The 26,855-nt window shown below is 62.4% G+C and carries 25 protein-coding genes, 1 tRNA gene, 1 pseudogene and 1 riboswitch; of the genes and pseudogenes, 17 read left to right on the top strand and 10 right to left on the bottom strand.

Going from position 1 to position 26,855, the window contains the following annotated elements; genetic code table 11:
- The first annotated feature begins 212 nt into the window (after window positions 1–212).
- The 3 genes from ASC80_RS14600 (at window position 213) to ASC80_RS14590 (ending at window position 3,415) form a co-directional block, all read left to right on the top strand.
- Window positions 213–1,421, top strand: coding sequence for an aspartate aminotransferase family protein (locus ASC80_RS14600; RefSeq protein ID WP_056299012.1), 1,209 nt, complete (start codon window positions 213–215; stop codon window positions 1,419–1,421).
- Complete coding sequence (gene argF / locus ASC80_RS14595; RefSeq protein WP_056299009.1) at window positions 1,421–2,344, top strand: ornithine carbamoyltransferase; 924 nt, start codon at window positions 1,421–1,423, stop codon at window positions 2,342–2,344. The genes ASC80_RS14600 and argF overlap by 1 nt, the downstream gene beginning before the upstream one ends.
- Window positions 2,345–2,443: 99 nt before the next feature.
- Window positions 2,444–3,415: an Hsp33 family molecular chaperone gene (locus ASC80_RS14590; RefSeq protein WP_056298357.1), complete on the top strand. Its 972-nt coding sequence runs from the start codon at window positions 2,444–2,446 to the stop codon at window positions 3,413–3,415.
- A 70-nt stretch (window positions 3,416–3,485) separates the two neighbouring features.
- Here ASC80_RS14590 and apaG read toward each other — a convergent pair whose 3' ends face one another.
- Window positions 3,486–3,878, bottom strand: a complete 393-nt coding sequence (gene apaG / locus ASC80_RS14585) for a Co2+/Mg2+ efflux facilitator ApaG/CorD (RefSeq protein WP_056298354.1) — start codon at window positions 3,876–3,878, stop codon at window positions 3,486–3,488.
- Between the two features lie 211 nt (window positions 3,879–4,089).
- Here apaG and ASC80_RS14580 point away from each other — a divergent pair, with 211 nt between their 5' ends.
- From ASC80_RS14580 to ASC80_RS14570, 3 genes are read left to right on the top strand one after another with little or no spacing between them, the layout of a single operon-like run.
- Complete coding sequence (locus tag ASC80_RS14580) at window positions 4,090–5,310, top strand: OpgC domain-containing protein (protein WP_056298353.1); 1,221 nt, start codon at window positions 4,090–4,092, stop codon at window positions 5,308–5,310.
- Window positions 5,307–6,065, top strand: coding sequence for an SGNH/GDSL hydrolase family protein (locus ASC80_RS14575; RefSeq protein WP_056298349.1), 759 nt, complete (start codon window positions 5,307–5,309; stop codon window positions 6,063–6,065). The genes ASC80_RS14580 and ASC80_RS14575 overlap by 4 nt, the downstream gene beginning before the upstream one ends.
- Window positions 6,065–6,994 (top strand): SGNH/GDSL hydrolase family protein, encoded by a 930-nt coding sequence (locus ASC80_RS14570; RefSeq protein ID WP_082512581.1) that lies wholly within the window; start codon window positions 6,065–6,067, stop codon window positions 6,992–6,994. Before ASC80_RS14575 ends, ASC80_RS14570 begins: the two co-directional genes overlap by 1 nt.
- A gap of 170 nt (window positions 6,995–7,164) precedes the next feature.
- On the opposite strand, the gene ASC80_RS14565 is transcribed toward ASC80_RS14570, so the two are convergent.
- Complete coding sequence (locus ASC80_RS14565) at window positions 7,165–8,361, bottom strand: O-succinylhomoserine sulfhydrylase (protein ID WP_056298347.1); 1,197 nt, start codon at window positions 8,359–8,361, stop codon at window positions 7,165–7,167.
- A 70-nt stretch (window positions 8,362–8,431) separates the two neighbouring features.
- A riboswitch (SAM riboswitch) is annotated at window positions 8,432–8,511 on the bottom strand.
- A 99-nt stretch (window positions 8,512–8,610) separates the two neighbouring features.
- Between ASC80_RS14565 and ASC80_RS14560 the strand changes: the two genes are divergently transcribed.
- Both ASC80_RS14560 and ASC80_RS14555 read left to right on the top strand, forming a co-directional pair.
- Window positions 8,611–9,717, top strand: coding sequence for a 2'-deoxycytidine 5'-triphosphate deaminase (locus ASC80_RS14560; protein WP_056298346.1), 1,107 nt, complete (start codon window positions 8,611–8,613; stop codon window positions 9,715–9,717).
- A 133-nt stretch (window positions 9,718–9,850) separates the two neighbouring features.
- Window positions 9,851–11,287 (top strand): MATE family efflux transporter, encoded by a 1,437-nt coding sequence (locus ASC80_RS14555; RefSeq protein ID WP_056298343.1) that lies wholly within the window; start codon window positions 9,851–9,853, stop codon window positions 11,285–11,287.
- A gap of 13 nt (window positions 11,288–11,300) precedes the next feature.
- Here the strand turns inward: ASC80_RS14555 and ASC80_RS14550 are convergent, their stop codons facing one another.
- The 6 genes and pseudogenes from ASC80_RS14550 to ASC80_RS14525 all read right to left on the bottom strand — a co-directional run bounded on the left by ASC80_RS14550 (window position 11,301) and on the right by ASC80_RS14525 (window position 15,174).
- Window positions 11,301–12,512: an EAL domain-containing response regulator gene (locus ASC80_RS14550; protein ID WP_056298342.1), complete on the bottom strand. Its 1,212-nt coding sequence runs from the start codon at window positions 12,510–12,512 to the stop codon at window positions 11,301–11,303.
- A 303-nt stretch (window positions 12,513–12,815) separates the two neighbouring features.
- The gene (locus ASC80_RS14545; RefSeq protein WP_056298339.1) at window positions 12,816–13,223 is read right to left on the bottom strand and encodes an SRPBCC family protein; all 408 of its coding nucleotides are present in this window, start codon (window positions 13,221–13,223) and stop codon (window positions 12,816–12,818) included.
- Between the two features lie 191 nt (window positions 13,224–13,414).
- Window positions 13,415–13,774 carry a VOC family protein gene (locus ASC80_RS14540; protein ID WP_056298336.1) on the bottom strand — a complete coding sequence of 120 codons (360 nt, stop codon included), beginning with the start codon at window positions 13,772–13,774 and terminating at the stop codon, window positions 13,415–13,417.
- Between the two features lie 22 nt (window positions 13,775–13,796).
- Window positions 13,797–14,159: pseudogene (locus ASC80_RS14535) on the bottom strand (helix-turn-helix transcriptional regulator); the annotation flags it as partial.
- A gap of 80 nt (window positions 14,160–14,239) precedes the next feature.
- The gene (locus ASC80_RS14530; RefSeq protein ID WP_056298335.1) at window positions 14,240–14,827 is read right to left on the bottom strand and encodes a methylated-DNA--[protein]-cysteine S-methyltransferase; all 588 of its coding nucleotides are present in this window, start codon (window positions 14,825–14,827) and stop codon (window positions 14,240–14,242) included.
- A gap of 71 nt (window positions 14,828–14,898) precedes the next feature.
- The gene (locus tag ASC80_RS14525) at window positions 14,899–15,174 is read right to left on the bottom strand and encodes a hypothetical protein (protein WP_502690969.1); all 276 of its coding nucleotides are present in this window, start codon (window positions 15,172–15,174) and stop codon (window positions 14,899–14,901) included.
- Between the two features lie 128 nt (window positions 15,175–15,302).
- On the opposite strand from ASC80_RS14525, the gene ASC80_RS14520 reads away from it, so the two are divergent.
- The 4 genes from ASC80_RS14520 (at window position 15,303) to ASC80_RS14505 (ending at window position 18,222) form a co-directional block, all read left to right on the top strand.
- Window positions 15,303–15,376: transfer RNA gene (locus ASC80_RS14520), tRNA-Gly, on the top strand.
- Window positions 15,377–15,435: 59 nt separating this feature from the next.
- Window positions 15,436–16,620 carry an NADH:flavin oxidoreductase/NADH oxidase gene (locus ASC80_RS14515; RefSeq protein ID WP_056298332.1) on the top strand — a complete coding sequence of 395 codons (1,185 nt, stop codon included), beginning with the start codon at window positions 15,436–15,438 and terminating at the stop codon, window positions 16,618–16,620.
- 52 nt (window positions 16,621–16,672) lie between these two features.
- Window positions 16,673–17,680: a 2-dehydropantoate 2-reductase gene (locus ASC80_RS14510; protein WP_056298328.1), complete on the top strand. Its 1,008-nt coding sequence runs from the start codon at window positions 16,673–16,675 to the stop codon at window positions 17,678–17,680.
- Between the two features lie 179 nt (window positions 17,681–17,859).
- A complete protein-coding gene (locus tag ASC80_RS14505; protein ID WP_056298326.1) occupies window positions 17,860–18,222 on the top strand; it encodes a PRC-barrel domain-containing protein in 363 nt (120 codons plus the stop codon).
- A gap of 25 nt (window positions 18,223–18,247) precedes the next feature.
- Here ASC80_RS14505 and ASC80_RS14500 read toward each other — a convergent pair whose 3' ends face one another.
- Window positions 18,248–19,906: an FAD-binding dehydrogenase gene (locus ASC80_RS14500; RefSeq protein ID WP_056298323.1), complete on the bottom strand. Its 1,659-nt coding sequence runs from the start codon at window positions 19,904–19,906 to the stop codon at window positions 18,248–18,250.
- Between the two features lie 278 nt (window positions 19,907–20,184).
- On the opposite strand from ASC80_RS14500, the gene ASC80_RS14495 reads away from it, so the two are divergent.
- Both ASC80_RS14495 and ASC80_RS14490 read left to right on the top strand, forming a co-directional pair.
- A complete protein-coding gene (locus tag ASC80_RS14495; RefSeq protein ID WP_056298322.1) occupies window positions 20,185–20,640 on the top strand; it encodes a hypothetical protein in 456 nt (151 codons plus the stop codon).
- A 154-nt stretch (window positions 20,641–20,794) separates the two neighbouring features.
- Window positions 20,795–21,385 carry an SCO family protein gene (locus ASC80_RS14490; protein ID WP_056298319.1) on the top strand — a complete coding sequence of 197 codons (591 nt, stop codon included), beginning with the start codon at window positions 20,795–20,797 and terminating at the stop codon, window positions 21,383–21,385.
- On the opposite strand, the gene ASC80_RS14485 is transcribed toward ASC80_RS14490, so the two are convergent.
- Complete coding sequence (locus tag ASC80_RS14485) at window positions 21,382–23,448, bottom strand: glycosyltransferase (protein ID WP_082512579.1); 2,067 nt, start codon at window positions 23,446–23,448, stop codon at window positions 21,382–21,384. The two genes, ASC80_RS14490 and ASC80_RS14485, sit on opposite strands and share 4 nt — an antisense overlap.
- 81 nt (window positions 23,449–23,529) lie before the next feature.
- On the opposite strand from ASC80_RS14485, the gene ASC80_RS14480 reads away from it, so the two are divergent.
- Genes ASC80_RS14480 through ASC80_RS14470 form a run of 3 tightly spaced genes read left to right on the top strand, consistent with a single transcriptional unit; the run spans window position 23,530 to window position 26,822 of the window.
- A complete protein-coding gene (locus ASC80_RS14480; protein ID WP_056299000.1) occupies window positions 23,530–24,462 on the top strand; it encodes a transporter substrate-binding domain-containing protein in 933 nt (310 codons plus the stop codon).
- 7 nt (window positions 24,463–24,469) lie between these two features.
- Complete coding sequence (locus ASC80_RS14475) at window positions 24,470–25,123, top strand: Pr6Pr family membrane protein (protein ID WP_056298316.1); 654 nt, start codon at window positions 24,470–24,472, stop codon at window positions 25,121–25,123.
- A gap of 52 nt (window positions 25,124–25,175) precedes the next feature.
- Window positions 25,176–26,822, top strand: a complete 1,647-nt coding sequence (locus ASC80_RS14470; protein WP_056298313.1) for a lysine--tRNA ligase — start codon at window positions 25,176–25,178, stop codon at window positions 26,820–26,822.
- Window positions 26,823–26,855 lie beyond the last annotated feature (33 nt).

Raw genomic sequence — 26,855 nt, 5'->3', positions numbered from 1 at the left:
GGATCGAAATCGGCCGTGTGGAGCAGGCCCAAGCTGCTGTCACCGTGGCAGAAATCGTCCGATCCTGTGTTGACAGCAAGAGGGACGCCAATAGAATGACCTGCACGTGCCGCCTTTTCGGGCGGCACGTTTTGTTTCCGGGGCAGGCATTTCAGGCCGATGGCGCAGATGCGCTCTCACATTGCCGATCCCGCCAGCTCAATCAGGTTGCCATGACCAACACCAGCGCTGCGCATCTCATGCCCGTTTTCGCCCGGGCCGATCTCTCATTCGAGAAAGGCGAGGGTGTCTGGCTGACGGCGACCAACGGCAAGCGCTATCTCGATTTTACCAGCGGCGTTGCGGTCAATGCGCTCGGCCATGCTCATCCGCACCTCGTGGCGGCGCTGCAGGAGCAGGCGACCAGGCTCTGGCACATGTCGAACCTGTTCGGCAGCCCGGATGGCGAACGCCTCGCTGCGCGGCTGTGCGAAGCGAGCTTCGCGGACAAGGTGTTCTTCGCCAATTCCGGCGCGGAAGCGATGGAATGTGCGATCAAGGTGACGCGCAAGTATCAGGCTGCCAAGGGGCACCCGGAGCGTTATCGCATCATCACCTTCGAGGGCGCGTTCCACGGCCGCACGCTGGCGACGCTCGCCGCTGGTGGTCAGGAGAAGTATCTCGAAGGTTTCGGCCCTCGGGTTGAGGGTTTCGATCAGGTCCCGCTCGGCGATCTTGAAGCGACGAAAAAGGCGATTGGCCCGCACACGGCAGGCATCCTGATCGAGCCGCTGCAGGGTGAGGGCGGTGTGCGGTCCCCGACCAATGCATTCCTCAAGGCGCTGCGTGAACTGTGCGACGACAACAAGTTGCTGCTGGTGTTCGACGAGGTGCAGTCCGGAATGGGCCGCACCGGCGAACTGTTCGCTTATCAGCGCACCGGCGTTGCGCCGGATGTGATGGCGCTCGCCAAGGCTTTGGGCGGTGGATTTCCGATGGGCGCGTGCCTTGCCACCAACGAGGCTGCGTCCGGCATGACCGCAGGCACGCATGGCTCGACGTTCGGCGGCAATCCGCTCGCGGTCTCTGCCGCGAACGCGGTGCTCGACGTGATGCTGGCGCCGGGATTTTTCGATCACGTGAAACGTGCATCGCTGCTGTTGAAGCAGAAGCTGGCGTCGATCGTCGATCGCCACCCTGGTGTCCTGAGCGAAGTCCGGGGCGAAGGCCTGCTGATCGGTCTCAAGGCAGTGGTGCCCGCGAACGATCTCGTGCTGGCGCTGCGCGATGAGAATTTGCTGACCGTCGGCGCCGGCGAGAACGTCGTGCGTCTGCTGCCGCCGCTGATCGTCTCCGAGGCGGAGATCGAGGATGCGGTCGGCCGGATCGAGAACGCGTGCGCGAAGTTGTCGGCCGGTCTGCCGAAGCGGGAAGCGGTGTGATGTCGAAAACACCGCGCCATTTCCTCGACCTGTCCTCAGTTCCGACCAGTGAGTTGCGCGCAATCCTCGATGCGGCATCCGGGATCAAGAAGGTACTGAAGAGCGGCAAGTGGAGTGCCTCCCTTGCCAACAAAACGCTCGCGATGATTTTCGAGAAACCGTCGACGCGGACACGCGTGTCGTTCGATGTCGGTATGCGCCAGCTTGGCGGCGAGGCGATCATGCTGACCGGTGCCGAGATGCAGCTCGGCCGTGGCGAGACCATCGCGGATACCGCGCGCGTGCTGTCGCGCTATGTCGACGCCATCATGATCCGTATTCTCAGTCATGACTCGCTGATGGAGCTTGCCAATCATGCAACCGTGCCGGTCATCAACGGGCTGACGCGGCGTTCGCATCCCTGCCAGGTCATGGCGGACGTGATGACGTTCGAGGAGCATCGCGGCCCGATCAAGGGGCGCGCGGTGGCATGGGTTGGCGACGACAACAATGTGCTGGCGTCCTGGGCTCATGCGGCGGAGCGTTTCGGCTTCAGCCTGCGTGTCGCGACACCGCCGGAACTGGCGCCGAACAAGCTGCTGAAGGATTGGATCAAGACGAGCAATGCGCCGGTGACCATCGGCACCAATCCGCAAGAGGCGGTGAAGGGCGTGGATTGCGTCGTCACCGATACCTGGGTGTCGATGGGCGACAAGGAGGGCGAGCATCGCCACAACTTGCTCAAGCCCTATCAGGTCAATGCCAAGCTGATGTCGCTCGCCAATCCCGAAGCCATCTTCATGCACTGCCTGCCCGCCCATCGTGGCGACGAGGTCGCCGACGAGGTGATCGACGGACCGCAGTCGGTGGTGTTCGACGAGGCTGAAAATCGGCTGCATGCGCAGAAGGGCGTGCTGGCCTGGTGTTTCGGCGAAGTGGCCTGATAGCCCACTCTCGGCACCAGCCCTTGATCCGGGCGCGTTCCGTTCCTAGATCGTGGGCTTCCCGGACTGATAATCGGTCGACGACGGAGAATACTGCCGATGGCGGATCAAGCTGCTGTTCGCGCCCCTTCGGCAATCCCTGTCGATGATGCGGTTCTTCCCTTCGAGGTCAGCGCGCTCGATGTGCGCGGACGCCTGACCAAAATGGGTCCGGCGCTCGACGAAATCCTGACCAAGCACGATTATCCCGCGCCCGTCGGCAAGCTGCTCGGCGAGGCCATCGTGTTGACCACGCTGCTCGGCTCGTCACTGAAATTCGAGGGACGTTTCATCCTGCAAACCCAGACCGACGGCCCGGTGTCGCTCTTGGTGGTCGACTTTGCGGCTCCCGACCGGCTGCGTGCCTATGCCCGCTTCGATGCGGCGCGGATCGAACCGGACATGGATTCGGCGGCGCTGCTCGGTCGCGGCCATCTCGCGATGACCGTGGATCAGGGGCCGGATATGAGCCGTTATCAGGGGCTGGTCGCGCTCGAGGGCGGCAACCTCGAAGACGCGGCGCACGAATATTTTCTGCGCTCCGAGCAGATTCCGACCAAGGTGCGTCTCGCCGTCGGCGAGGAGTTTCGCGGCGGTGACGGGCCGAAGCACCGCTGGCGCGGCGGCGGCATGCTGATGCAATTCCTGCCCAAAGCGCCCGAACGCGCGCGGCAGGCCGATCTGCATCCCGGTGATGCGCCGGAAGGCAGCGAACCGCATACCGTGGCCGAGGACGACGCCTGGACCGAAAGCCAGTCGCTGTTCGCGACCATCGAGGATATCGAGCTGATCGATCCTGATCTGTCCGGCGAGCGGCTGCTGTTCCGTCTGTTTCATGAGCGCGGCGTGCGCGTGTTTCCGATGCAGCCGATGCGGGCGCAGTGTTCGTGCTCGCGCGAAGCCGTCGCCGGAATGCTGGCGAGTTTCGAGCAGAAGGATCGCGCCGACATGGTCGAGAACGGCAAGGTGCAGGTGACCTGCGAGTTCTGCAGTTCGTCTTACGAGTTCACACCGGAAGAAGCGGGCGTCTGACGGCGCGTATAGCGTTTTCGAGCGAAGTGGATACCGGTTCGCGTGAAGAAAACGCGTCAAAATAACGACTCTAATTGAGGGTGCGTCGTGCGTCCGGGCTGTCGAGCGAGAACAGCGGGATGTCGATCTCGAACGCCTCGCCGTCCTCGGTCACCATCTGGTAGCGGCCGGTCATGAAGCCCGACGAGGTCGGCAGCGGGACGCCGCTGGTGTACTCGAACTGTTCGCCCGGCCCGAGGATCGGCTGTTCGCCGACCACACCCTCGCCGCGGACCTCCTGGCTGCGCCCCGAACCGTCGGTAATGACCCAGTGCCGTGTCTTGAGCTGCACGGTTTCCGGCCCCTTGTTGACGATAGCCACGGTGTAGGCCCAGAAGAACTGCTGTTTATCGACCGAGGACCGTTCCGGCAGGAAGCTCGGTTCGACGACGACTTCGATCTGGCGGGTGGTGGCACGGTACATCGGACAGCTCGGAACCTTGATATCAACGCAACGGCAAGATAGCGGAAACGTCGGCGATTGCCCAATCCTCCCGGTTGTCCTCCCTTCTGGCATGGAGTTGTACGGGTTCCGCCGACCGAAAGCCCGGAACGTCGATCACAAAATCGCGCAATTTGCCGGGCCTAAGGAAGTCTCGTAAACTCTCGACCTGTCCAAGCGACGCCGATTGTAAATGTCATTGACTGCCCAAGCGCCGGAACGGGTTGCCGCCTCGGCCGACACGAGGACGGTTGCGCTGCCTGTTGCGTCGGGCGAGCGCGAACTGCGGCTCGACCTGTTTCGCGGTCTGGCGCTGTGGCTGATTTTCATCGACCATCTGCCGCCCAACATTCTGACCTGGTTCACGATCCGCAATTACGGCTTCAGCGACGCCACCGAGATTTTCATTTTCATCTCGGGCTATACGGCTGCTTTCGTCTATAGCCGGGCGATGCTTGAGCGAGGCACCCTCGTTGCGAGTGCGAGAATTTTCAAGCGCGTCTGGCAGATTTATGTGGCGCACGTTTTTCTCTTCACGATCTATCTCGCGGAGATTTCCTACGTCGCCACCAGCTTCGAGAACCCGCTTTACGCGGAAGAAATGGGAATTCTCGATTTTCTCAAGCAGCCGGACGTCACCATCGTGCAGGCGCTGCTGCTCAAGTTTCGCCCCGTCAATATGGACGTGCTTCCGCTTTATATCGTGCTGATGATTTTCCTGCCGTTGATCCTGTGGTCGATGTTGCGCAAGGCAGATCTCACCCTCGCGTTGTCCGCGATGTTGTATGCGCTGACATGGGAGTTCGGCTTCTCGCTCCCGGCCTATCCCAACGGCTCATGGATATTCAATCCATTCGCCTGGCAGCTCCTGTTCGTGTTCGGCGCCTGGTGCGCGATCGGCGGCGCCCGCAAGATGGCCCGCATCCTGTCGTCGCGCATCACGTTGTGGCTGTGCATCGCGTATCTGGCGTTCGCGTTCTTCGTCACGCTGACGTGGCATATCCCGCGGCTCGGTGTCTGGGTGCCGTATTGGCTCGCGAACTGGATGTATCCGATCAACAAGCCCGATCTCGACGTCCTGCGCTTCCTGCATTTCGTTGCCCTGGCTGCGGTGACCGTTCGTTTCCTGCCGAAGGACTGGCCGGGATTGCGGTCACCCTGGTTGCGTCCGCTGATCCTGTGCGGCCAGCACTCACTGGAGATTTTCTGCATCGGGGTGTTTCTCGCCTTCGCGGGGCATTTCGTTCTGGCCGAATTGTTGGGCGGAGCGTGGATGCATTTTGCCGTCAGTATGGCCGGAATTATCATCATGTCGGCGGCTGCATGGGTGTTTTCGTGGTACAAGGCTGAGACGGGTAAGAAAACGGCGGCGGCCGGCTATTCCGATGCCGACCTCGCGGGAGGTGGATCATGAGGGCGGTGCTTGGCGCACTGGTTCTCGCGGGCTTGCTGGTGACAGCGCCGGCGCATGGTGAGGACGCGGAGACCTGCGCGGTGCCGGCCTATTTGCTGACGACGGAATCCTTGCTGACCAAGACTGCCGATGCCGTCAAGGCGCGGCAGCCGCTGAACATCCTGGTGGTCGGGAGCCGGTCGTCGTCGCTGAGCGGGCCGGACGGCGCCAGCGCCTCTTATCCGGAACGGCTCGCCGTCGCCCTGCGCGAAAAGCTGCCCAACATCACCGTTAACGTGACGACTGATATTCGCCCCAAGCAGTCCACCGCCGAGGTCAGTCAAATCCTTCAAGAACTGGGGGAGAAAATCAAGCCGACGCTGGTCGTGTGGCAGACCGGGACTGTGGATGCCATTCGTTCTGTCGATACCGACGATTTCCGGACCGCGCTCGATGACGGGCTCGGCGCGTTACAGAAGTCAGGCGCCGACGTGATTCTGATGAACCTGCAATACAGCCCGCGGATGGAAACGATGCTGTCCGCGTCGCCCTATATCGATACGATGCGTGTGGTTGCGCAGGAATGGAATGTCCCGCTGTTCGATCGCTTCAATATCATGCGGCATTGGAGCGAGGCCGGCGATTTCGATCTGTTCGGCGCGGCTCACGGTCTTGGTATGGCAAAACGCGTTCACGATTGTATCGGTCGCGCACTCTCGAAACTTGTGATCGAAGCAGCGCACATCAATCCAGCGGAGCTTGGGATTCAGCGCTGATGACGTTCGAGTTGAGTTTAAGATATATCGCGGCGCTGTGTGTTGCCGGTTTCACCTTAGCTGCCGGGCCGGTCTCGTCACCGGCTCTCGCCCAGGAGAAGCTCGACCCCGGGCCGGCGAACGCGCCCCTGTCAGCGCAGGCGAAGGGCGTTGCCACCAAGGCGATCGAAGCCGCGCAGGGCGCCGCCAAAACGGCCGGCGACATTCTCGTGCGCACGCCATGCCTTCGCCCCAAAGGCAATGCGGCCGGTGGATCGTTGCCGCGTGTCGCGGGCAGGATTGCGCACGGCGAACCGGTCAAGATCGTGGCGCTGGGATCGTCGTCAACCGAGGGTTACGGCGTGACATCGCCGAGCTACACCTACCCGAACCGGCTCGCAGAGCAGTTGCGCCGCAAATATCCCACAGCACACATCACCGTGGTGAATCTGGGCAAGGGCGGTCAGGAAGTCCCTGATATGGTGGCGCGGCTCGACACAGTGCTGGCCGAAAATCCCGATCTGGTGATCTGGCAATTCGGCACCAACATGGTCGTGAGGCGCCACGAGACCGGCAACGTTGCCGCAGTCGTTGAGGATGGCGTGTCGCGCATGCAGGCCGCCGGAGCCGATGTCGTGCTGGTCGATCCGCAGTACGTGCCTGCGGTCAACGCCAACAAGGAAGGCGCCAGCAGGATGGTGAAGCTGATCAGCGACGTCGCCAGGCTCAAGCGCATTTCCGTGTTCCCGCGCTTTGAAGTGATGCGGCAATGGCACGAAGACGACAAGATGCCGTTCGAGAGCTTCGTCATCAAGGACGGGCTCCACATGAACGACTGGGGTTACGCCTGCTTCGCCCAGTTGCTCGGCGATACCATCATCCGGTCGGTCGGCGAGGTCCGGGCCGGCGTTGCGGTGCCGAGCAATGTGATGACATTCCGGCCGATGTGAGTGCTTCAGGCTCGAACCCCCATCCTGAGGAGCGGCCACGTAGCCAAGTTTACGCAGGCTACGCCTGCTATGGCCGCGTCTCGAAGGATGAGATTGTCGAGATATATTCACCTCATGGTTCGAGACGCGCCGCTTTGCGGCGCTCCTCACCATGAGGTTGGACAGGACGCTTACGCCTTGTCCAGCGCCGCCGTCAGATCCTCGATCAGGTCGTCGGGATGTTCGAGGCCGGTCGAGTAACGGATGAATCCCTCGCTGATGCCGAGTTCGGCGCGATCCTCGGGTGCAAGCCGCTGATGGGTTGTCGTCGCCGGATGGGTGACGATGGTTTTGGAATCGCCGAGGTTGTTCGAGATGCAGGCGAGCTTGAGCGCGTTGAGGGTGCGGAAGGCCGCTGCCTTGCCGCCCTTGACCTCGAAGCCGATCATCGTCGAGCCCGCGCGCATCTGCTTTTTCACCGTGGCGGCCTGCGGATGGTCGGCGCGGCCGGGATAGATCAGCCGCGAGATTTTCGGATGCTTCGCCAGCGTATCGGCGATCGCCGCGGCGCTCGTCGTCTGCGCTTTGACGCGAACGCCGAGCGTTTCTAGGCCTTTCAGGAGCACCCAGGCATTGAACGGCGAGATGGCCGGTCCGGTCTGGCGCAGAAATGTATGGATGTGTTCCTGGATGAAATCGTTCGACGACAGAATGACGCCGCCAAGACACCGGCCCTGTCCGTCGATGTGCTTGGTGGCGGAGTAGACCACGACGTCAGCGCCCAGCGTCAGTGGGCTCTGCCAGATCGGCGTCGCGAACACGTTGTCGACCACAAGGCGCGCACCTCCGGCATGGGCGATCTCGGCGATCGCGCCGATGTCGAGAACGTCGAGCGTCGGATTGGTCGGGCTTTCCAGGAAGCAGGTCCTGGTATTGGGCCGCATTGCTTTGCGCCACTGATCGAGATCGAGCCCATCGACCAGCGTGGACTCGATGCCGTAGCGCGGCAGCAGGGTTTCGACGACGTAGCGGCAGGAGCCGAACAGCGCCTTGGCGGCGACGACGTGATCGCCAGCCTTCAGCGGCGCGAGCATCGCGGTGGTGACCGCCGCCATGCCGGTGGCCGTGGCGCGGGCGGCCTCGGCGCCTTCGAGGTCGATCATGCGCTGCTCGAACATCGCGACCGTTGGATTGGAAAACCGTGAATAAAGAAACCCGGGATCCTCGCCCTTGAAGCGTGCTTCGCACTGCTCGGCGGAATCGTACACGAAGCCCTGGGTCAGGAAGAGCGACTCTGACGTCTCGCCATATTGCGAGCGCAGCGTGCCGGAATGAACCAGCCGGGTTTCGGGACGATAGGTGCGGGACGGGATTTTGACCTCAGACATGTGACCTCCACTGGAGCCGTCCGAAAACGGCCACAAAAAAACCGGCCTGGAAAAACATCCACAAGCCGGGATCACACTGTCCCCGGCCTGTTTAGCGACTTATTTTACGTGGCTGCAAGCCGGCCGGCTCAAATCACCACGGGATAAGTCGTAGCCATAATCCGCCATGGTCTTTCCGTCAAGCGACCCATCGGATAACCGGTTAGGGGATTGTCCTGCGCCAGGCGCGGGACGTATGAGGATCCACACGTGACTTTCTCGATCGCGCCGGATGCACGGGGAATTCTGCCGGACCGCATGATCGCGGCGATGGCCGACGCCGGTTTTATCCTGCCGGCCTATCCGTTCGTGGAGAGCCAGATCCAGCCTGCCAGCCTCGACCTGCGGCTGGGAGACATTGCCTATCGCGTTCGCGCCAGTTTCCTGCCCGGCCCCGACACCACGGTGGCGGAGCGTATCGACGAACTGAAGCTGCACGAAATCGATCTGTCCGATGGCGCGGTGCTGGAAACCAATTGCGTCTACATCGTACCGCTGCTGGAGAGCCTCGCGCTGCCGCCGTCGATTGCCGCCGCCGCCAATCCCAAAAGCTCGACCGGCCGCCTCGATGTGTTCACCCGCGTCATCGCTGACGGTACACGTCGCTTCGACATGATCGACGCGGGCTATCATGGGCCGCTCTACGCCGAAATCAGTCCCAAGACATTTCCGGTGTTGCTGCGCGAGGGATCGCGATTGTCGCAGATCCGTTTTCGTGTCGGCCATGCGTTGCTCGACGACGCGGCCTTGATCGACCTGCATGCGCGGGAGCGGCTGGTGGACAGTGACGCGGCCGATCTCACCAGCGGCGTCGCGCTTAGCGTCGATCTGTCGGGCGAGGGCTCCGATGGGTTTGTCGGCTATCGCGCCAAACGTCACACCGGCGTGGTCGACATCGACCGGCGCAGCGGCTATTCCGCCGGCGAATTCTGGGAGCCGATCCGTGCGCGGCCCGACCGCAGCCTAATCCTCGATCCCGGCGAGTTTTATATTCTGGCGTCGAAGGAGGCGGTGCAGGTGCCGCCGGATTTCGCCGCCGAGATGGTGCCGTTCGATCCGCTGGTCGGCGAATTCCGGGTCCACTATGCGGGCTTTTTCGATCCGGGCTTCGGATATGCCGGCGCGGGCGGGCAAGGCTCACGCGCGGTGCTGGAGGTGCGTTCGCGCGAAGTGCCGTTCATTCTCGAGCACGGCCAGATCGTCGGACGCCTGGTCTATGAGAAAATGCTGTCGCCGCCGGATTCGCTTTATGGGGTCCGTATTGCCTCGAACTATCAGGGCCAGGGCCTGAAGCTGTCGAAGCATTTCCGGCTCTGACCGCTCTGCGGAACGTTCAGCCAATTTCGCCGTGAGCCCATGCGCAGCGCAGGTCTGGCGTGCGCTTTGGGCAATGCTAGTGTCGCCCGAGGCGCGCTCCTGAGAGCCGGAAATTGCCGCGCCGGGGAGACGCATGTCCGAGGTTGGTGTCGCAGAAATTCCCGTGGTTCAGGGCGGACCGCCACCGCTGCCACGAATCGATGCGTCTGTGAAAAATCCACTGCTCGATGGCCGAATTCTGCCGACGCTTCTGAAACTCTCGGCGCCGAACGTGGTCGCGCTCAGTGCCGGCACCTGCGTGGCGATCGCGGAGACATCCTATATCGGCCGTCTCGGCACCGAACCGCTGGCAGCGATGGCGCTGGTTTTCCCGCTTGTCATCCTGACCATGACCATGTCCGGCGGTGCGATGGGTGGCGGTGTCGCCTCGGCGATTGCGCGCTCGCTCGGCGCGGGCGATGTGCAGCGCGCCTCGACGCTGGCGATTCATGCGCTGATGATCGGCTTTTGTTTCGGCCTGTTCTTCACGGCCGGTATCCTGATTTTTGGTCCGTATCTGCTGGCATTGCTCGGCGGACGGGGCCGCGTGCTGACCGAGGCGGTCGGCTACAGCGAGATTTTCTTCGGCGGTGCGACAATCCCGTGGCTGATGAACACCATGGCGGCGGTGTTGCGCGGCACCGGAAACATGAAGCTTCCGTCGGCAATCGTGCTGTGGGCGGCATTCTGCCAGATCGTGCTCGGCGGCATTCTCGGTCTGGGTCTCGGGCCGATTCCGCAATTCGGGATGCGCGGCGTTGCCGCCGGAACGTTGGTTGCATTCGCCAGCGGTCTTTTGATCATGAGCTGGTACGTGTTGTCGGGACGCAGCCGCCTGACCCTCGAACTCAAGGGCTTCCGGTTTCGCGGCGCGATGTTCTCCGACATCCTCAAGGTCGGTGCAGTGTCGTGCTTTTCTCCCCTGCAAGTTGTGCTGACCGTGACCATCTTCACTCATATGCTCGCCCAGTTCGGCAATGAAGTGCTTGCCGGTTACGGCATCGGCGCCCGGCTTGAATTCATGCTGACCTCGCTGGCCTTCGCGGTCGGCATCGCTTCGGTGCCGATGATCGGCATGGCGATCGGCGCGGGACGTATTGCGCGCGCGCGGCGGATCAACTGGATCGCAAGCGGCGTCTCGTTCGGCGCGGTGGGGCTGGTCGGCGGCTTCATCGCGATCTTTCCGGACCTCTGGGTCAATCTCTTTACCGACGATCCCGGTGTGCGCGACGCCAGCCGCCGCTATCTCTCGACCGCCGCGCCGATGTTCGCCTTCATCGGCGTATCGATTTCGCTGTACTTCTCGTCGCAGGGCGCCGCCAAGGTGCTGGGACCTGTGCTGGCGCAGTCCGCGCGGCTGGTGTTCGTGATCGCCGGCGGCTGGGTGCTGACGAAGCAGGGCGCATCGAGCCAGAGTTTCTTCTGGCTGGCGGCGATTTCGATGATCGTGCTCGGAGTGCTGGCGGCAGCGGCGGTTAAGCTGACCCGATGGGCGCCGAAAGCGGCGGTGCTGACCGTCCCCGCCGCGTGAAGGCAACGATGCGTTACTGCGGCATCGACACCGGGCGGGCGAGCGTGGAGCGCGCGAATTTCTTCACACCGGCCGGCTTGCCGAACAGGTAGCCCTGGGCGAGATCGAAGCCCATCTCGAGCGCAGCCAGGAAATCGGTTCTCGATTCCACTCCCTTTGCCACAGTGCGGGCGCCATAGCTGTTGGCGAGGTCGACGATCCGTCCGCAGACTGATCGCTTGAGCCGGTTGTCGGCGCAGTCGGTGACGAATTCGCGATCGACCTTGATTTCGACGAACGGAAAGACCGGAAGGTCCATCAGCGCCGGCCAGTCCACGCCGAGATCGTCGATTGCCAGTGCGATGTTGTGGAAGCGCACCCGTTTGGCGACATCGATCGCGAAATCGAGATTCTGGATAATCTCGGTGCTTTTTATTTCGACAATCAATCCGCCGAAAGCGGGGTGGTCCGGAATCTGCCGGCACAGATCGCTCACCGCGGCCGGATCTTCCAGATAGGACAGCGGCAGATTGATCGAGATATCGACAGGACCGTGCTGACTGACGAAGTAGCGCCAATCGTCAAGCGTACGGCCGACTACGAATTCCGACAGTTGCCGGAAGTGCGGGTCCTTGATGTCGGGAATGAATGATGACGGCGGTACGACGCCCCATGCCGGATGGCGCATCCGCACCAGTGCCTCGGCGCCGCGCGGCGCCAGCGTGCGAATGTCGATCTTCTGCTGATACCAGAGCTCGAGCCAGCCGGCCTTGAGTGCCTCGGCGACGTCGACCGCCGGACTCGGCGGAGCCTCAGCCGGAAGCAGCATGGCGAGGCTGGCGCGCAGGCCGTCCGCGCTGAAAGGCGTGGCCAGGGGCGGCAACATCGGGATGCCGAATTCGTCTCCAAGCTGCCTGACGGCGGCGACCAGGATCGAATCCCGGGGGCCGATCAGCAGCACCTTTCCGTTGAATTTTTTCTCGGCAAGAACCTTCAGATTCTTCCCGACCTCGACGCCGTCGCTGGACAGGCCAAGAATCACCAGATCGGGAACCTGAAAGTCGAGAATCGGACCCAGGTCGCTGGACGATGACGATTCTGCCGTAATGAATCCAAGCTCATCAAGAGCGTCCACCAGGAACATCCGGATGTGTTTCTTGCCGTCGGCGATGCACGCGCGCGGCGCGATTTTCCGTTGGCCGAAAGTTGTAACATGGTCGGCTTCCGCCAGCTTCGCTTTGATCATTCTCACCTCCGAATAGTCGAGGCGGAGTCTTAGCTTTGTGACGTGGATGCAAATAAGGAATCTTTGAAACATCCAAGTGGAAGGTCAGGTAAGGTTAAAGCGGCGAAATTTCATAAAACTTGAAGGAGTTTTGCTGACGACTTGCTGTTATCCAATCGACGGCGCCAGTTGCTTCTTTCATAACCGGAAAACTCTCCCGAGACGCTCGCCGATCAGGTCGGCGTTGTGACGCGATTGCAAATTTACCCGACGGAGTGTTTCGCATCATGTCCCGTTTTTGACGGTTGTACACAGAGGGGACGATCAATTGTTCGTTGTTGATAACGCGAACGTCTTTGTCATCGCCGTTGCTGCGGCATCCATCTGATTCCCGATGTAGGGCGCGATCTCGTTCGGCAGCACATCGACGATCCAGACCAGTTCGCTTCGTCCCTTGCCGTTGGCAAACACCTGCACGGAGGCGCTGTAGTGTTTGACCCGCTCGCTGATCACTGCATAGACCAGCCTCCTCGCGTCATCGTTGCAATCGACCAATAACTCGCGGGCAACGGTCTCGTTTGCAAACGTCACGATGCGCGCATCGCCGTCCATTTTCACGTCAAGGACGAAGCCGGGAACCAGCCGCTGATGGACGGCGCCGAAATCGCGCACCGCGTCCCAGACGTGTTCGGCAGGTGCGTCGAGAGGAATTCGTCGTGTAAGCGAAGCCATGATGGTTCTCCCTCGGGGCCTGAGAACTGGTCTGCTGGTGTGTTGGTTCGAAAATTCGTTTCATTGCGACCGCGTGTTTATCATGCGAATTTCCGAACCCGAACCACGCCAGAACTGTAAGTTACTGGTGTCCCTTCGATCCGAAGTTCGCTGTGGAAGGTGCAAAATGAGCGAACTCCGGATTCGGGACACTAGGTGCAGACCGCCTCGATGTTGTTGCCATCGGGGTCGATCAGAAACGCCGCGTAGTAGCTCGGGCTGTAATCGGCGCGCGGGCCGGCGCCGCCATTGTCGCGGCCGCCTGCTTTCAGTCCAGCAGTGTGAAATGCCTTGATGGCGGCATGGTCGGGGGCCCGGAAGGCGATGTGTGCACCGTCACGCTGTCCGTCCTGCACCGGATATAGCCAGAGTGCGGGGGCGTCCTTCGGGCCAAAGCCTGCACTGCTGTCGTCGCGCGAGCATAGCACGTGGCCGAGCGGCGCGAGCGCCGCAGTATAGAAACGCACGGCGGCATCGAGGTCTTTTACGCGTAGTCCGATATGGTCGTACATGGGGTCTCTCCTTGATGGAGGATCACCCTACGCGGCCGATCATTAGCCGATCTTGGAGAATCTTGCGGTCGCCCTTGGCCGCCGCCCGGAAATGGCGTGGCGACACGCCGGCGGCGCGATGGAAGGTGCGGACGAAGTTCGATAGGTCGCCGAACCCGACGTCGAATGCGACATCTGTAATTGTCCGCGTGTCGTCGGCAAGCAGTCGTGCCGCGTGGCGCAATCGCGAGCGGACCAGATACTGGTGCGGCGTCGCGCCGAGGACCGCCGAGAACAGCCGCAGGAAATGAAACGGGCTCAGTCCGGTTTCACGCGCCGCATCCTCGAGCCTGATATCGTCATGCGCATTGGCCTCGATCCACAGCGCAGCCTCGACGGCGCGTCGTCCGGCCCCATGCTGCAGCGGTAGTCGATCACTGATAGCGCGTCGGACTGGAACACGACGGTTGCGGACATGACGGAATCCTAGCGACGGCGATGCGGTGGAGCGACAGAGAATTCCGGCTCGAACAGCATCGGTGAATCGTTGGTGTCGTGCCCGATCCGCGCCCGCTCGATGGTGAGCATCTTGAATTTGGTGGTCACGCCGCCATTGGCGGAGAAGCCGCCGGTCTTGCCGTTGGCCGCCAGCACGCGATGACACGGCACCACAATGGTGAAGGGATTTTGTCCGAGCGCCTGGCCGACGGCGCGCGACAGGGTCTTGTCGCCGAGGCGCTGCGCGATTTCGCCGTATGTCATCGTTTCGCCGGGCGCGATGGCGCGTGCGATGTCGTAAACGCGGCGGTTGAAATCGGGGACATCCCCCATGTCGAGCTCAATGTCGGCGAGGTCGTTCGGCTCGCCGTCGAGCAAGGCGATCATGGCTTCGCAAGCGCGCCGGACGGCCGGGGGCGGCGGCATCTCCTGTGCATCGGAATGTTTCCGCAGAAGCCGCGTTCGCGTCTTGCCGTCGTCAGACTCGGGCAGTTGAACGGCGACAATGCCGCGCTCGCCCCAGGCGATGGCGCAGCGCCCGATGGCGGTATCGAACAGCGAGAATCCGATGGTCATGAACGCAATATAGGCGTCATCGGCTGTCCGTGCACCGGTCCGATCGGAAATCGGGTGCCCGGGAGTAGCCGCTATTTCTCGCTCTCGTCCTGATCCTTGGGTTGATCCTTTGGCAAATCCTTGGGGCAGAACGAAATCGTGCTCACTGCAATTTTCGCGCTCTTTTTTGAGCTGTATGGCCCGTCGCCGAAAAAGATATCGCCATCGATCACCGGATTGCTGCGCACGATGTCGCAACGGCCGGTCTTGCGGTTGCCGACCACCCAGTAGTTCGCCAGCGAGGAGCCGGTCATCAGGATGAGGCCGAAAAGGGCCAGGCCAATGCGCATCATCGGATCGTCCTCCAATCCACGCCCATAAAGCCGATTATAGGGGTTGGTTCCGTCGCAGGCGTGTGATCTCGGCCGTGGTGGTTAACGGGTGGGGCCATCACGTTGCAAATTCGGGGCAATTGGGCGATGGTGCGCCACGGCGCGCGGGCGTAGTTCAATGGTAGAACGGCAGCTTCCCAAGCTGCATACGAGGGTTCGATTCCCTTCGCCCGCTCCAAGCCGTTCCGGACAAATTCGGACACCCGAAAGACCCCCAAAATTTCAAAATGAGGCCCGATGTCACAGCCCCGCCTGTCTTCGCCGATCACATTGCGCGGTGTCACCGCCAAGAACCGGATCGTGATTTCGCCGATGTGCCAGTATTCGGCGACCGACGGGCTGGCGGACGACTGGCATGTCGTTCATCTCGGCAAGTTCGCGCAGGGCGGCGCCGGCATCGTGATGACCGAGGCCACCGCAGTGACCGCCGAAGGCCGCATCACCCATGGCGATCTCGGTCTGTGGCATGACGGCCAGATCGCGCCGCTGGCGCGCATCGCCGCCTTTCTTCGTGCGCAGGGCTCGGTGCCCGCGATCCAGCTCGCCCATGCGGGACGCAAGGGCAGCATGCAGCGCCCATGGTTCGGCAACGCGGCGCTGACTGCCGAGGATCATGCGCGGGGCGATATACCGTGGCGGATCGTGGCGCCCAGCGCGATTCCGATGGAACAGGGCTGGCTGATGCCGCACGAGTTGAACGATGCGGACTTAAAGAAACTGCGCGAGGACTGGCGGCTTGCCACTTTGCGCGCGGTGAAAGCCGGCTTCGATGTGCTCGAGATTCACTGCGCGCACGGCTACTTGCTGCACGAATTTCTGTCGCCATTGTCCAACAAACGGACCGATAGCTATGGCGGCGATCGCGCCGGGCGGATGAAATATCCGCTCGAGATCATCGAAACCGTGCGGGCGGTGTGGCCGGAAGATCGGGCTTTGTTCGTGCGCATTTCGTCGGTGGACGGCGTCGACGGCGGTATCGACATTGCGGACTCGGTGGCGTTCGTGCGCGAAGCCAAGGCGCGTGGTGTTGACGTCATTGATTGCTCCTCGGGCGGACTGATGGGCTCAGCGACCGCGGCGCGAATTCCGCGTGGTTACAGTTTTCAGGTGCCGTTCGCCGAACAGATTCGCCGCGAAGCGGACGTCAAGACGATGGCGGTTGGACTGATCCTTCATCCGCAGCAGGCCGAGGATATTCTCGTCGAGGACAAGACCGATCTCGTCGCCATCGGCCGCGAGGCGCTGTTCGATCCGAACTGGCCATTGCACGCCGAAATGTCGCTGACCGGCAAGGCGGTCGCCAGCGAAGGTTTCGGCGACGTGTTCGATGCCTGGCCCAAGCAGTACGGCTGGTGGCTGGAACGCCGCGAGCCCGGCTTGCGTAAGCTCGACGGCCCGCCATTGCCATTCCGCAGGGCTTGAACGAAGCTCCTTCGCCACGTTTGTCCAACGAGAGCGCGAAGGGGAGCATCGGGTGTCCGGACCGTCCATTTGCATCGCCGGTGCCGGCTCCATTGGCTGTTTCGTCGGCGGCATGATGCGTGCGGCGGGCCGCCCGGTCTCGTTGCTGGCGCGGCCGGGCCTGATCGATGACATTCAGGCTCACGGCCTGAAGGTGACCGATTTCAGCGGAATCGAACATAAGCTGTCCGCCGGTGAGCTCATGCTCAGTGCCGATCCGTCGATTCTCGCGAGCGCCGATATCGTTCTGGTCACCGTCAAAAGCGATGACACGACGGCGATGGCCGATCTGATCGCGCGCCACGCGCAGCCGCATGTAACAATCGTCAGTCTGCAGAACGGCGTCGGCAACGTGCCGGTGCTGCGCGCGCGATTGCCGGGCCGCACGGTTCTTGCCGGTATGGTGCCGTTCAACGTGATCGCGCTTGGCGATGGCCATTTTCATCGGGCAACATCCGGCGACATTCTGATGGAGAAGGACAACAGCGGTGTCGCCGCGCGAATCTCGGTCCCCGGTCTGCAAATCAGGCCGACGGACAACATGATCGGAGTGCAGTGGGGCAAGCTGCTGCTCAACCTCAACAACGCGCTCAATGCATTATCGGGTCTGCCGCTGCGGGATCAGCTTGCGCAGCGCGCATGGCGCACGCTGTTCGCTGATCAGATGCGCGAAGCGCTGGCGGCGATCAGGGCGGAGGGTATCGTACCGGTGGCTTCGACGCCGTTGCCTGCGGGACTGACGCCTTACATTCTCAAGTTGCCGGATTTCGCTTTTCGCGTGGTGGCTGCACCGATGGTGAAAATCGATCCCAAGGCCCGGTCGTCGATGTGGGAGGACCTCCAGCGCGGTCGGCGCACCGAGATCGATCACCTGCAGGGGCTGATTGTCGCACTCGCGGACAAACACGGCCTGAAGGCGCCGCTGTCGGCGGCCACCGTTGCGCTGATCCGAAAGGCCGAGCAGGTTGGTGCCGGTTCGCCCGGTTTAACTCCGGACATGGTCCGCGCCGCCGTGACTTGAAGCCGCCTCCGGCGCGTATATATTTCAACAGTGCCAATGCTGTCGCCGGGTCTCGCCGGCATGAGTTGCGTTGAGCGAGCCGGCAAACCGGATTCTTGGCTGCGAGGGTGTGACGCCGTCGCTGGAACGATGCCGCGGCGAAACGCTTTCCAGACGAAATCCAAATTCTGGAGGCTCAGATGCATGCGGAGATGACCAACTTCAAACCTCACCGTCTGATCGCCAGCGACAGGGTGGAGGGAACACGCGTTTTCAATGCCGACGGCAAGAAGATCGGGTCGGTCAAGCGGTTGATGATCGACAAGGCCAGCGGAAACGTCGCTTACGCCGTGTTGTGTTTCGGTGGAATTCTCGGGATGGGCGAAACCTACCGGTCTCTGCCGTGGGCGAGCATGAAGTACAATCCGGAACTCGAAGCCTATGAACTCGTCACCCTGATGACCGACGAGGAGCTGCAGAGGGCGCCCGCCTATACGGCGGACGGCGACGTGGATTGGGGCTATCGGGAGCGCCCGTACGAGAATTACTGGATGGGCTTCTGAGGCCGGGGCTATACTTGTGTCGCTGCTAAATGACCGCCTTGGCGGCGGCGCGTCCGGCGTTGCGGCCGGAAAACAGGCAGCCTCCGAGGAATGTGCCTTCGAGCGCACGATAACCGTGGACGCCGCCGCCGCCGAAGCCCGCCGCTTCGCCGACGGCATAAAGCCCGGGAATGATGCGGCCGTCGGCGCCGAACACACGGGCATCGAGATCGGTTTCGAACCCGCCTAGCGTCTTGCGGGTCAGGATGTTGAGCCGCACGGCGATCAGCGGCCCGTGCGCGGGATCGAGAATCTTGTGCGGCTTGGCGGTGCGGATCAGTTTGTCGCCGATGTAGCGGCGGGCATTGTGGATGCCCATCACCTGCGTATCCTTGACATAAGGATTGTCGATTTCGCGGTCGCGCGCGGCGATCTGGCGCTCGATCTCCTCGGCGTCGAGCAAATTCTCGCCACTCAGGTTGTTCATGGCCGCGACGAGATCGTTCAGGTTGTCCCGGACGATGAAATCGACGCCGTGCTGCTTGAAGGCTTCGACCGGCGCGGGCGCGCCCTTGTTCAGCGCGCGGCGCAGGGTCATGCGCCAGCTCTTTCCGGTGAGGTCCGGATTTTGTTCGGAGCCTGAGAGCGCGAATTCCTTCTTGATGATGCTCTGGGTCAGGATGAACCACGAATAGTCGAAGCCGGTCTTCATGATGTAATCGAGCTGGCCGAGCGTGTCGTAACCGGGATAGAGCGGCGAGGGCAGGCGCTTGCCGGTTGCGTCGAACCACATCGACGACGGCGCGGGCAGGATGCGAATACCGTGACCGGGCCAGATCGGATCCCAGTTCTGTACGCCTTCGACATAATGCCACATGCGGTCGCGATTGATGACCCGTCCGCCGGCGGCTTCAGTGATGCCGATCATGCGGCCGTCGACATGCGCGGGCACGCCGCTGATCATTCGCTTCGGCGGGGTGCCGAGGCGGCTCGGCCAGTTCTGCCGGACCAGATCGTGATTACCGCCAATGCCGCCCGACGCCACGATCACGGCTTGAGCGTTGAAAGAAAAGCCGCCGATGACGGTGCGTGACGAGCTTTTGCCGCGTAATTCGGAGGAAGGTTCGAGAATTGCGCCGCTGACGCCGGTTGCCGCGCCTGCCGACATCGTCAGGGCGTCGACGCGGTGGCGGAATTTGAAGACGATCCGTCCAGTTTTGACCGCTTCACGCGCGCGGCGCTCGAACGGTTCGACCACGCCGGGTCCGGTGCCCCAGCTGACGTGGAAGCGCGGCACCGAATTGCCGTGCCCCATGGCGTCGTAACCGCCGCGCTCCGCCCAGCCGACCACCGGAAAGATCCGGTGCCCCATCGCCTGCAGCCATCCGCGCTTCTCGCCGGCGGCGAACGCGACATAGGCCTCGGCCCATTTGCGCGGCCAATGGTCTTCATCGCGATCGAATCCGGCGGTCCCCATCCAGTCCTGGAGCGCCAGATCGTGGGAATCCTTGATGCCGAGGCGGCGCTGCTCCGGCGTATCGACCAGAAATAATCCGCCGAGCGACCAGAAGGCCTGACCGCCGAGATTTTGCTCGCCTTCCTGCTCGACCACGATGACGTGCTTGCCGGCATCGGCGAGTTCGGTGGCTGCGACCAGACCGGCGAGTCCGGTGCCTACGACGATGACATCCGTATCTGCAGCCATGATTTGGTTTCCCCCACGATCATCGATTGAAGCGTGCGCGGTGAAGTGCGGTCAACGGCAAAATGTGGCGGGAGTTTGCGCCAACGGTGTCTTCGCCGATGCGTACACAGAGATTTGTTTCAGATCGGGAACGGATGCTCCGAAGTGCATCATGGCTGCAACACCGGTCGGGAAATTTTGCGGCGCAGCCGCCGACGATCTGGACAAAACGTCAGACTCGCAACACGCTGGCGATGCCCTGACAGACACACGCGTTGTCAGGGAAATGGGGCGGGGCAATGAAGGTTGTGACGGGATTTCTCGCAGCGGTGCTGCTTCTGGCAGGTATCGGCGTGAGTCACGCGGTGGTGAGGATTTCCGACGATCGCGGCGGGCGAATCGGGACCTATGTCGACAAATACGAGAGTCTCCGCAGTTCCGGCGAAACGGTTGTGATCGACGGGCTGTGCGCCTCGGCCTGCACCATCGTGCTGGGTGCCGTCCCCCACGACAAGATTTGCGTCACGTCCCGCGCCGCGCTCGGGTTTCATGCCGCATGGGATCCCGGCCGTGGCGGACGGCCGGTCACCAACCTCGAAGCGACCCACATGCTGTATGAAATGTACCCGGCATCCGTGCGGCGGTGGATTTCCCGGCATGGCGGGCTGAAGCCTCGGATGATCTTCCTGCGCGGTGCGCAACTGGCCGCCCTGTTCAGGCCCTGCTATCTCAATGCGCAGGCCAGGGCCCGCTAAACGCCGGCCTGTTCAGCACGACGTGATCGATCCGGGCCCTGTTCGGCTTGCCCGCGGGGTCTCCTGTCTTTATCTGGAACTGGATCATGCTCGGCCCGCCAGGGCCTGAGCCGCGCGTAATTGCCCCGAGCGGCACCTTCAAGGGACATCTCACATGGATCGGACCACCCGGCCGCTGGTGATCATTGCCGCGTTTGCGTCAAGCCTCGCCATCGGATTGCTGGTGACGTTGTGGCTGATGGGCGGCCTGCGCGGCATTACGCCGCCGGCTGCGATCGGCGGTTCGTTCCAACTGACCGATCAGGCCGGGCAGACCGTCACCGAGAAAAGTCTCCAGGGCCGTCCGACGTTGATCTTCTTCGGCTTTACTCATTGCCCGGATGTGTGTCCGACGGCGCTGTTTGAAATGTCCGAAGTGTTGCGTGCGATGGGTAAGGATGCCGATCGCGTCAACAGCTATTTCGTGTCGGTCGATCCTGAGCGCGATACACCGGACATCATCAAGACCTACCTGCAGAGCTTCGATCCGCACCTCAAAGGATTGACCGGCAGCGAGGCGCAGGTCGCCGCGATGATGTCGGCCTACCGGGTGTACGCCAAGAAGGTCCCGCTCAAGGACGGCGATTACACCATGGACCATACCGCGCTCATCTATCTGATGGACCGCGATGGAAAGTTCGTCGCACCGTTCAACCTCAAGCGAACGCCGGAAGAGGCTGCCGCCGATCTCAAGCGTTTCCTCTAGTAACGCTTGCGGTCAGCAGCAGGGGTGTGCGTTCGCTGGGAGATTCCGGCATAGAATGAAAGCAGGTTGCGCTCGACGGCCGGTCTGGCGATCGTCGCGTGAGTACGGCGCGCCGAGCCATGTTCGGTTTTCTCCCAGCGATAAGGGTCGGTCAGGAATTGGTAGAGCGCGCGCCATGCGGCGAGCGACAGGCAGAGCCAGTACAGCGGCGTCAGCAGCAAGACCCACGCCTCGCGCAGCAGGCGGCGGCGCGCCAGTCCCATCAGGCCGATGACAATCGTGGACAGATAGCCGGCCGCGATAGTGGCGACGTGAAGCTCGGCAAACTGGCTGGCGAGGAATGATGCCGCATTGCTGTCGACCGCGCGCATCGCGGTCTGGACGAGCATCTCGCCGATGAAGATCGGGTGCGCCAGTGCCGTCAGCACGTTGCCGCCGACGAGAAGGTTGAGCGCGAAGAATCCCTTGGCTCCAGATTCGCCCCACAGCCGCCGCGGCGCGCGCATATGCACGCTCCAGGTTTGCATCCATCCTTTCATCCAACGCGTCCGCTGGCGCAGCCATGCGCCGAACTGCGCCGGTGCCTCCTCCCAGGTGGCGGATGGAAACATCACCGAACGGTGGCCGAACCGGGCGAGCCGGAAGCCGAGATCGGCATCCTCGGTGACGTTGTAGGCATCCCATGCGCCGATCCGCCGCAACACATCGATCCGGAAATGGTTGGAGGAGCCGCCGAGCGGCAAGGGCATCTCGAAGGCTGAAAAGCCCTGCAGGAAGACGTCGAACTGACCGGCGTATTCGGTGGCAAACATGCGCGGCAGCCAACCGTCGGAACTGTTGTCGATACAAAGGCTCGCCTGAACGCAGGCCACGTCGTCGCCGTGAGCGCGGAATGCATCGAGTGCCGCGCGCAGCTGATTGGGATGCGGCCGATCCTCGGCATCAAACACCGTAACGAAGCTGCCGCGCGCGAACGTCAGCGCGTAGTTCAGTGCCTTCGGCTTCGTCCGGGGACCAAGGGCGGGGGCGATAATCACCTCGACATGAGGGCGGGGCCGTAGTCGTGCAATCGCAGCGCGGGTCGCGAGGTCGTCGGGCTCGAGGACGATTTTGACGTCGAGCTTCTCGTGCGGATAATCGAGCGCATCGATCGCCTGCAGCAACGGCCCGACGGAACGCGCTTCCCGATAGAGCGCCGCAACCACGGTATAGACTGGCAACTGGTCGTCCGGCAGGCGTGGCCTGAGCGTCGGAGCAGGCCGGGGTGCGAAGCCACCAGCGAGCCGCAGGCTGACGAACAGTAGAAACCAGATTGCGAGGACCGCGCCGGATAGCTGAATCAGAAACAACGGCGCGATGACGAATGGCACCGTCACGGCAGTCACGCGCATCACGTGCCGTATCGTTGATCGAGGCGTCGTTGCCATGGCAGGCGCGGCCGACATCTCCGGCGTTCGCCGGTTCAGGCCGTCGGCGGCTTCGCGACCGAGGACGTTTCCGGTGTGCTGTGCCAGAAACTGGTGCAGACTGTCATGGGACGCAAGTCGGATGCGGTGGCCGATGTCCGGGAACCGTGCCGCGAGATCGCTGATCCGGCGCGCCGTATAGCCTCTCGGCGTACAGACATATTCGAGCCGGCCACCGATCCGGATCGGCAGCATGTCGTGTTGTGCCGCATAGGCGAGTTGATCGTCGCTGAGCGGGCAGTCGTCTCGTGTGATGTTGGCGAAATTCTCAATCGCCATGCCGGTGTGGCGGGCGAGTTGCCGCAGATAGGCGTCTTCGCCGATCACCCCACCGTGGATCAGGATCCGGTCGGCGCCGACGCCGATTGCGCGGCCGCGCCGCTCGGCCTCCCGCAGGATCGCGAGCACTCCATGCAGGCAGGCGAGTTCGGAGGCAGGTTCAGAATAAGGCTGCGAGGCCTGATTTTCGCTCTCGGCGGGCGATGCCCGGAAAAAGCCGATGACATCCGCCAAATATCGCGAGACGGCGGCTCGGCTGCCGCGCAAGTTCGATTGCGCGCTCGTCCCACGCTCTGCGAGGCCCTCAGCCCAGGCCATGCAACGCCACCCCACCACTCAAACGCTACTCGCGTCTGCCTCCGGATGGTCTATAAGACGACCTCGCGGAAGCCCCTCATGATGCAACCACAGATAGCGCCCCCCAGCAATATCCGATCGTCCGGCCTCGCCCTTGCCCGTTTTTTCGGAGCCTTGTGCGCGGGCCTGCTGGTGGCCGGTGCGATCACGGCGGCGCGCGCGCAACCGGCTTCGGTCAAACCCGGTTCACAACCCGGCGCACAGGTTGCGCCGCAGGCGGTGCCAGGTTTCTGGGATCCGCGGCGGCGCCCCGATCGTCCCGATCTGTCGCGGCTGACCGGTATCCGCTTCATTACGGAGACCGACTATCCGCCGTTCAATTTTACCGGCCCCGACGGCAATCCCGCCGGGTTCAATGTCGATCTGGCACGGATGATCTGCGAGGAAATCAAGGTCACCTGCACTATCCAGATGCGGCGTTTCGAAACGCTGGTCGACGCGATCAATGCCAATCGCGGCGACGCGGTGATCGCATCGATGTCGGTGACGCCGCAGACGCGCGCCCGTCTCGATTTCACTGATCCTTACTATCGCGCGCCGGCGCGCTTCGTGTCCCGGCGCGATGCGGTGATGCCCGAGGTGCGGCCGGAATATCTGTCAGGCAAGAAGGTCGGTGCCGTCGCCGGGTCGGCCCATGAGGCCTATCTGAAATCGCAATTCACCGACGCGCAGGTCGTCAGTTTCCCCAACGACGAGGCGCTGCGTTCGGCGCTGCGGCGTGGTGAGGTCGATTTCATTTTCGGCGATGCGATCTCGCTAGCGTTCTGGATCAGCGGCACCGATTCCGGTGACTGCTGCGGGTTCAGCGGCGGGCCTTTCGTGGAAAGCCGCTATTTCGGCGAGGGCGTCGGCATCGGCGTCAAGCGCGGCAATGACATATTGCGGCAGGCCATCAACTGGGCGATGTTCAGGCTCTGGGAAAAAGGCCGCTATACCGACCTGTGGCTGCGCTATTTTTCCGTCAGCCCGTTCTGAACACATCATGAGCAGACCTGTCGGATCGGCGAGACTGAAAAGGGCTGGCGCCGCCGCGCTGGCGGCGGTCGGGTGGTGCGCATTGGTGCTGCAATATGTTCTGCTGATCCGCACGGCCGATGGCAGTTCCGGCCTGTCGCTGGCTGAAGCCAACGTGCGCTTCTTCTCGTACTTCACCATTCAGACCAACATTCTTGCGAGCCTTGTGCTGACGGCGTTTGCAATCAAGCGCCCGCTGGACGAGTGGCTGGTGCATCCGTTCGTGCGTTCCGCGGTCGCAGTTTATATCGCGATGGTCGGCCTCACTTATTTCACCCTGCTGCGCCATCTATGGGCGCCGCAAGGCGCTCAGTGGATCGCCGACACCACGCTTCATTATGTGATGCCGGTGGGGTATCTGGTGTTCTGGCTGACCTGCGTGCGCAAGGCCGGCCTGCGGTGGTACGATCCCCTGCTGTGGCTGATCTATCCGCTGATCTACCTGCTGCTGGTCCTTGTGCGGGGTAAAGTCTCCGGATTTTATCCTTATCCCTTCATCGATGCCGGGACGCTGGGATACGCCAAGGTGGCGATGAATGCCGGTGGCCTCGTGATCGTTTGTGCGGTTCTGGGTGCTGCGATTGTTGCGGCCGGTTGGCGGCTTGCGCGGCGAACTGCGTAGTCTGCGCAGACTTATGTGAGAAAGGGCGCCGGGAAACGGCGCGGAGATTTTGATGTCGACTGAAACGTCCCTGAGCCTGAACGACATGAGCGCAAGCGATCTTCGTGCGCTCGCCGAGCAATCCAACGCGTGGCCGTTCGAGCAGGCCAAACAGATTGTCGCGCGGCTCAAGAAAAAGCCGAAGGACGAGGTGCTGTTCGAAACCGGCTACGGTCCGTCGGGCCTGCCGCATATCGGCACGTTCGGCGAGGTGGCGCGCACCACCATGGTGCGTCACGCGTTTCGCGTGCTGACCGAGGACAAGATCAAGACCAGGCTGCTGGCGTTCTCCGACGACATGGACGGCTTGCGCAAGGTGCCGGACAACGTGCCCAACAAGGAAATGCTGGAGCAGGATCTCGGCAAGCCGCTGACGCAGGTCCGCGATCCGTTCGGAACGCATTCCAGTTTCGGCGCGCACAACAACGCGCGGCTGCGTGCGTTTCTCGATACGTTCGGCTTCGATTATGAGTTCGCGTCCTCGACCGAGTACTACAAGGCCGGCCGTTTCGACGCGACGCTGCTGAAGATGCTGGCGAACATTGAAAAGGTGATGGCGATCATGCTGCCGTCGCTGCGCGAGGAGCGTGCCGCGACCTATTCGCCGTTCCTGCCGGTTTCGCCGCGCACGGGCGTGGTGCTGCAGGTGCCGATCGTCGCGCATGACGCCAAGGCCGGCACGGTCTCCTATGACGATCCTGACACCGGAGAACGGATCACCGTTCCGGTCACCGGCGGTCATTGCAAGCTGCAGTGGAAGCCGGATTGGGCGATGCGCTGGGTCGCGCTTGGCGTCGACTACGAAATGGCAGGCAAGGACCTGATCGATTCCGTCAAGCTGTCGGGCAAGATCTGCTCGGCGCTCGGCGGCACACCACCGGAAGGCTTCAACTACGAGTTGTTCCTCGACGACAAGGGCCAGAAGATTTCCAAGTCGAAGGGCAATGGCCTGACCATCGACGAATGGCTGCGTTACGCCTCGCCGGAATCGTTGTCGTTGTTCATGTATCGCGAGCCGAAATCCGCCAAGCGGCTGTATTTCGATGTCATCCCGCGCAATGTCGACGACTATCAGCAGTTCCTCGACGGCTATCCGCGCCAGGACGGCAAGCAGCGCCTGAGCAATCCGGTGTGGCACATCCATGCCGGACATCCGCCGAAGGCCGACATGCCGGTGACGTTCCAGTTGCTGTTGACGCTGGTGTCGTCATCGAACGCGGAAAATGCGGAGACGCTGTGGGGGTTCATCGGACGGTATCGCCCCGGCGTCACGCCGCAAACCCATCCGAAGCTCGACGCGCTGGTCGGCTACGCGATCAACTATTATCGCGACTTCGTGGCGCCTACGAAGACGTTCCGCGAGCCGACGGAGGGCGAACGCGTGGCGCTGCAGGACTTGCGCGATGCGTTGTCGCGATTGCCGAACGATGCCTCGGCCGAAGACATCCAGAACGTGGTCTATGAAATCGGCCGCCGCGAACCGTTCCTCGATCACAAGAAGGCGGGCAAGGATGGCCGGCCCGGCGTGTCGCTCGACTGGTTCAACATGCTCTATCAGGTGCTGCTCGGGCAGGAGAAAGGCCCGCGCTTCGGTTCGTTCGTCGCCGTCTATGGCGTGCCGAATGCGGTCGCGATGATCGACGGCGCGCTGAAGCGCTAGGTTCAGGTCTGGCGCTGCGGGCGGGGAACATCC

The sequence above is a fragment of the Afipia sp. Root123D2 genome, assembly GCF_001425835.1.
Classification (GTDB): domain Bacteria; phylum Pseudomonadota; class Alphaproteobacteria; order Rhizobiales; family Xanthobacteraceae; genus Afipia.
Note: the sequence above shows the minus strand (reverse complement) of the source record. Positions and strands in the feature narration are given on the sequence as shown.

Bases quoted from the DNA above. Each gene is read 5' to 3' on its own strand.
- ASC80_RS14600 (WP_056299012.1), top strand. From the start codon at position 213: ATGACCAACACCAGCGCTGCGCATCTCATGCCCGTTTTCGCCCGGGCC.
- argF (WP_056299009.1), top strand. From the start codon at position 1,421: ATGTCGAAAACACCGCGCCATTTCCTCGACCTGTCCTCAGTTCCGACC.
- ASC80_RS14590 (WP_056298357.1), top strand. From the start codon at position 2,444: ATGGCGGATCAAGCTGCTGTTCGCGCCCCTTCGGCAATCCCTGTCGAT.
- apaG (WP_056298354.1), bottom strand. From the start codon at position 3,878: ATGTACCGTGCCACCACCCGCCAGATCGAAGTCGTCGTCGAACCGAGC.
- ASC80_RS14580 (WP_056298353.1), top strand. From the start codon at position 4,090: ATGTCATTGACTGCCCAAGCGCCGGAACGGGTTGCCGCCTCGGCCGAC.
- ASC80_RS14575 (WP_056298349.1), top strand. From the start codon at position 5,307: ATGAGGGCGGTGCTTGGCGCACTGGTTCTCGCGGGCTTGCTGGTGACA.
- ASC80_RS14570 (WP_082512581.1), top strand. From the start codon at position 6,065: ATGACGTTCGAGTTGAGTTTAAGATATATCGCGGCGCTGTGTGTTGCC.
- ASC80_RS14565 (WP_056298347.1), bottom strand. From the start codon at position 8,361: ATGTCTGAGGTCAAAATCCCGTCCCGCACCTATCGTCCCGAAACCCGG.
- ASC80_RS14555 (WP_056298343.1), top strand. From the start codon at position 9,851: ATGTCCGAGGTTGGTGTCGCAGAAATTCCCGTGGTTCAGGGCGGACCG.
- ASC80_RS14550 (WP_056298342.1), bottom strand. From the start codon at position 12,512: ATGATCAAAGCGAAGCTGGCGGAAGCCGACCATGTTACAACTTTCGGC.
- ASC80_RS14545 (WP_056298339.1), bottom strand. From the start codon at position 13,223: ATGGCTTCGCTTACACGACGAATTCCTCTCGACGCACCTGCCGAACAC.
- ASC80_RS14540 (WP_056298336.1), bottom strand. From the start codon at position 13,774: ATGTACGACCATATCGGACTACGCGTAAAAGACCTCGATGCCGCCGTG.
- ASC80_RS14530 (WP_056298335.1), bottom strand. From the start codon at position 14,827: ATGACCATCGGATTCTCGCTGTTCGATACCGCCATCGGGCGCTGCGCC.
- ASC80_RS14515 (WP_056298332.1), top strand. From the start codon at position 15,436: ATGTCACAGCCCCGCCTGTCTTCGCCGATCACATTGCGCGGTGTCACC.
- ASC80_RS14505 (WP_056298326.1), top strand. From the start codon at position 17,860: ATGCATGCGGAGATGACCAACTTCAAACCTCACCGTCTGATCGCCAGC.
- ASC80_RS14500 (WP_056298323.1), bottom strand. From the start codon at position 19,906: ATGGCTGCAGATACGGATGTCATCGTCGTAGGCACCGGACTCGCCGGT.
- ASC80_RS14495 (WP_056298322.1), top strand. From the start codon at position 20,185: ATGAAGGTTGTGACGGGATTTCTCGCAGCGGTGCTGCTTCTGGCAGGT.
- ASC80_RS14490 (WP_056298319.1), top strand. From the start codon at position 20,795: ATGGATCGGACCACCCGGCCGCTGGTGATCATTGCCGCGTTTGCGTCA.
- ASC80_RS14485 (WP_082512579.1), bottom strand. From the start codon at position 23,448: ATGGCCTGGGCTGAGGGCCTCGCAGAGCGTGGGACGAGCGCGCAATCG.
- ASC80_RS14480 (WP_056299000.1), top strand. From the start codon at position 23,530: ATGCAACCACAGATAGCGCCCCCCAGCAATATCCGATCGTCCGGCCTC.
- ASC80_RS14475 (WP_056298316.1), top strand. From the start codon at position 24,470: ATGAGCAGACCTGTCGGATCGGCGAGACTGAAAAGGGCTGGCGCCGCC.
- ASC80_RS14470 (WP_056298313.1), top strand. From the start codon at position 25,176: ATGTCGACTGAAACGTCCCTGAGCCTGAACGACATGAGCGCAAGCGAT.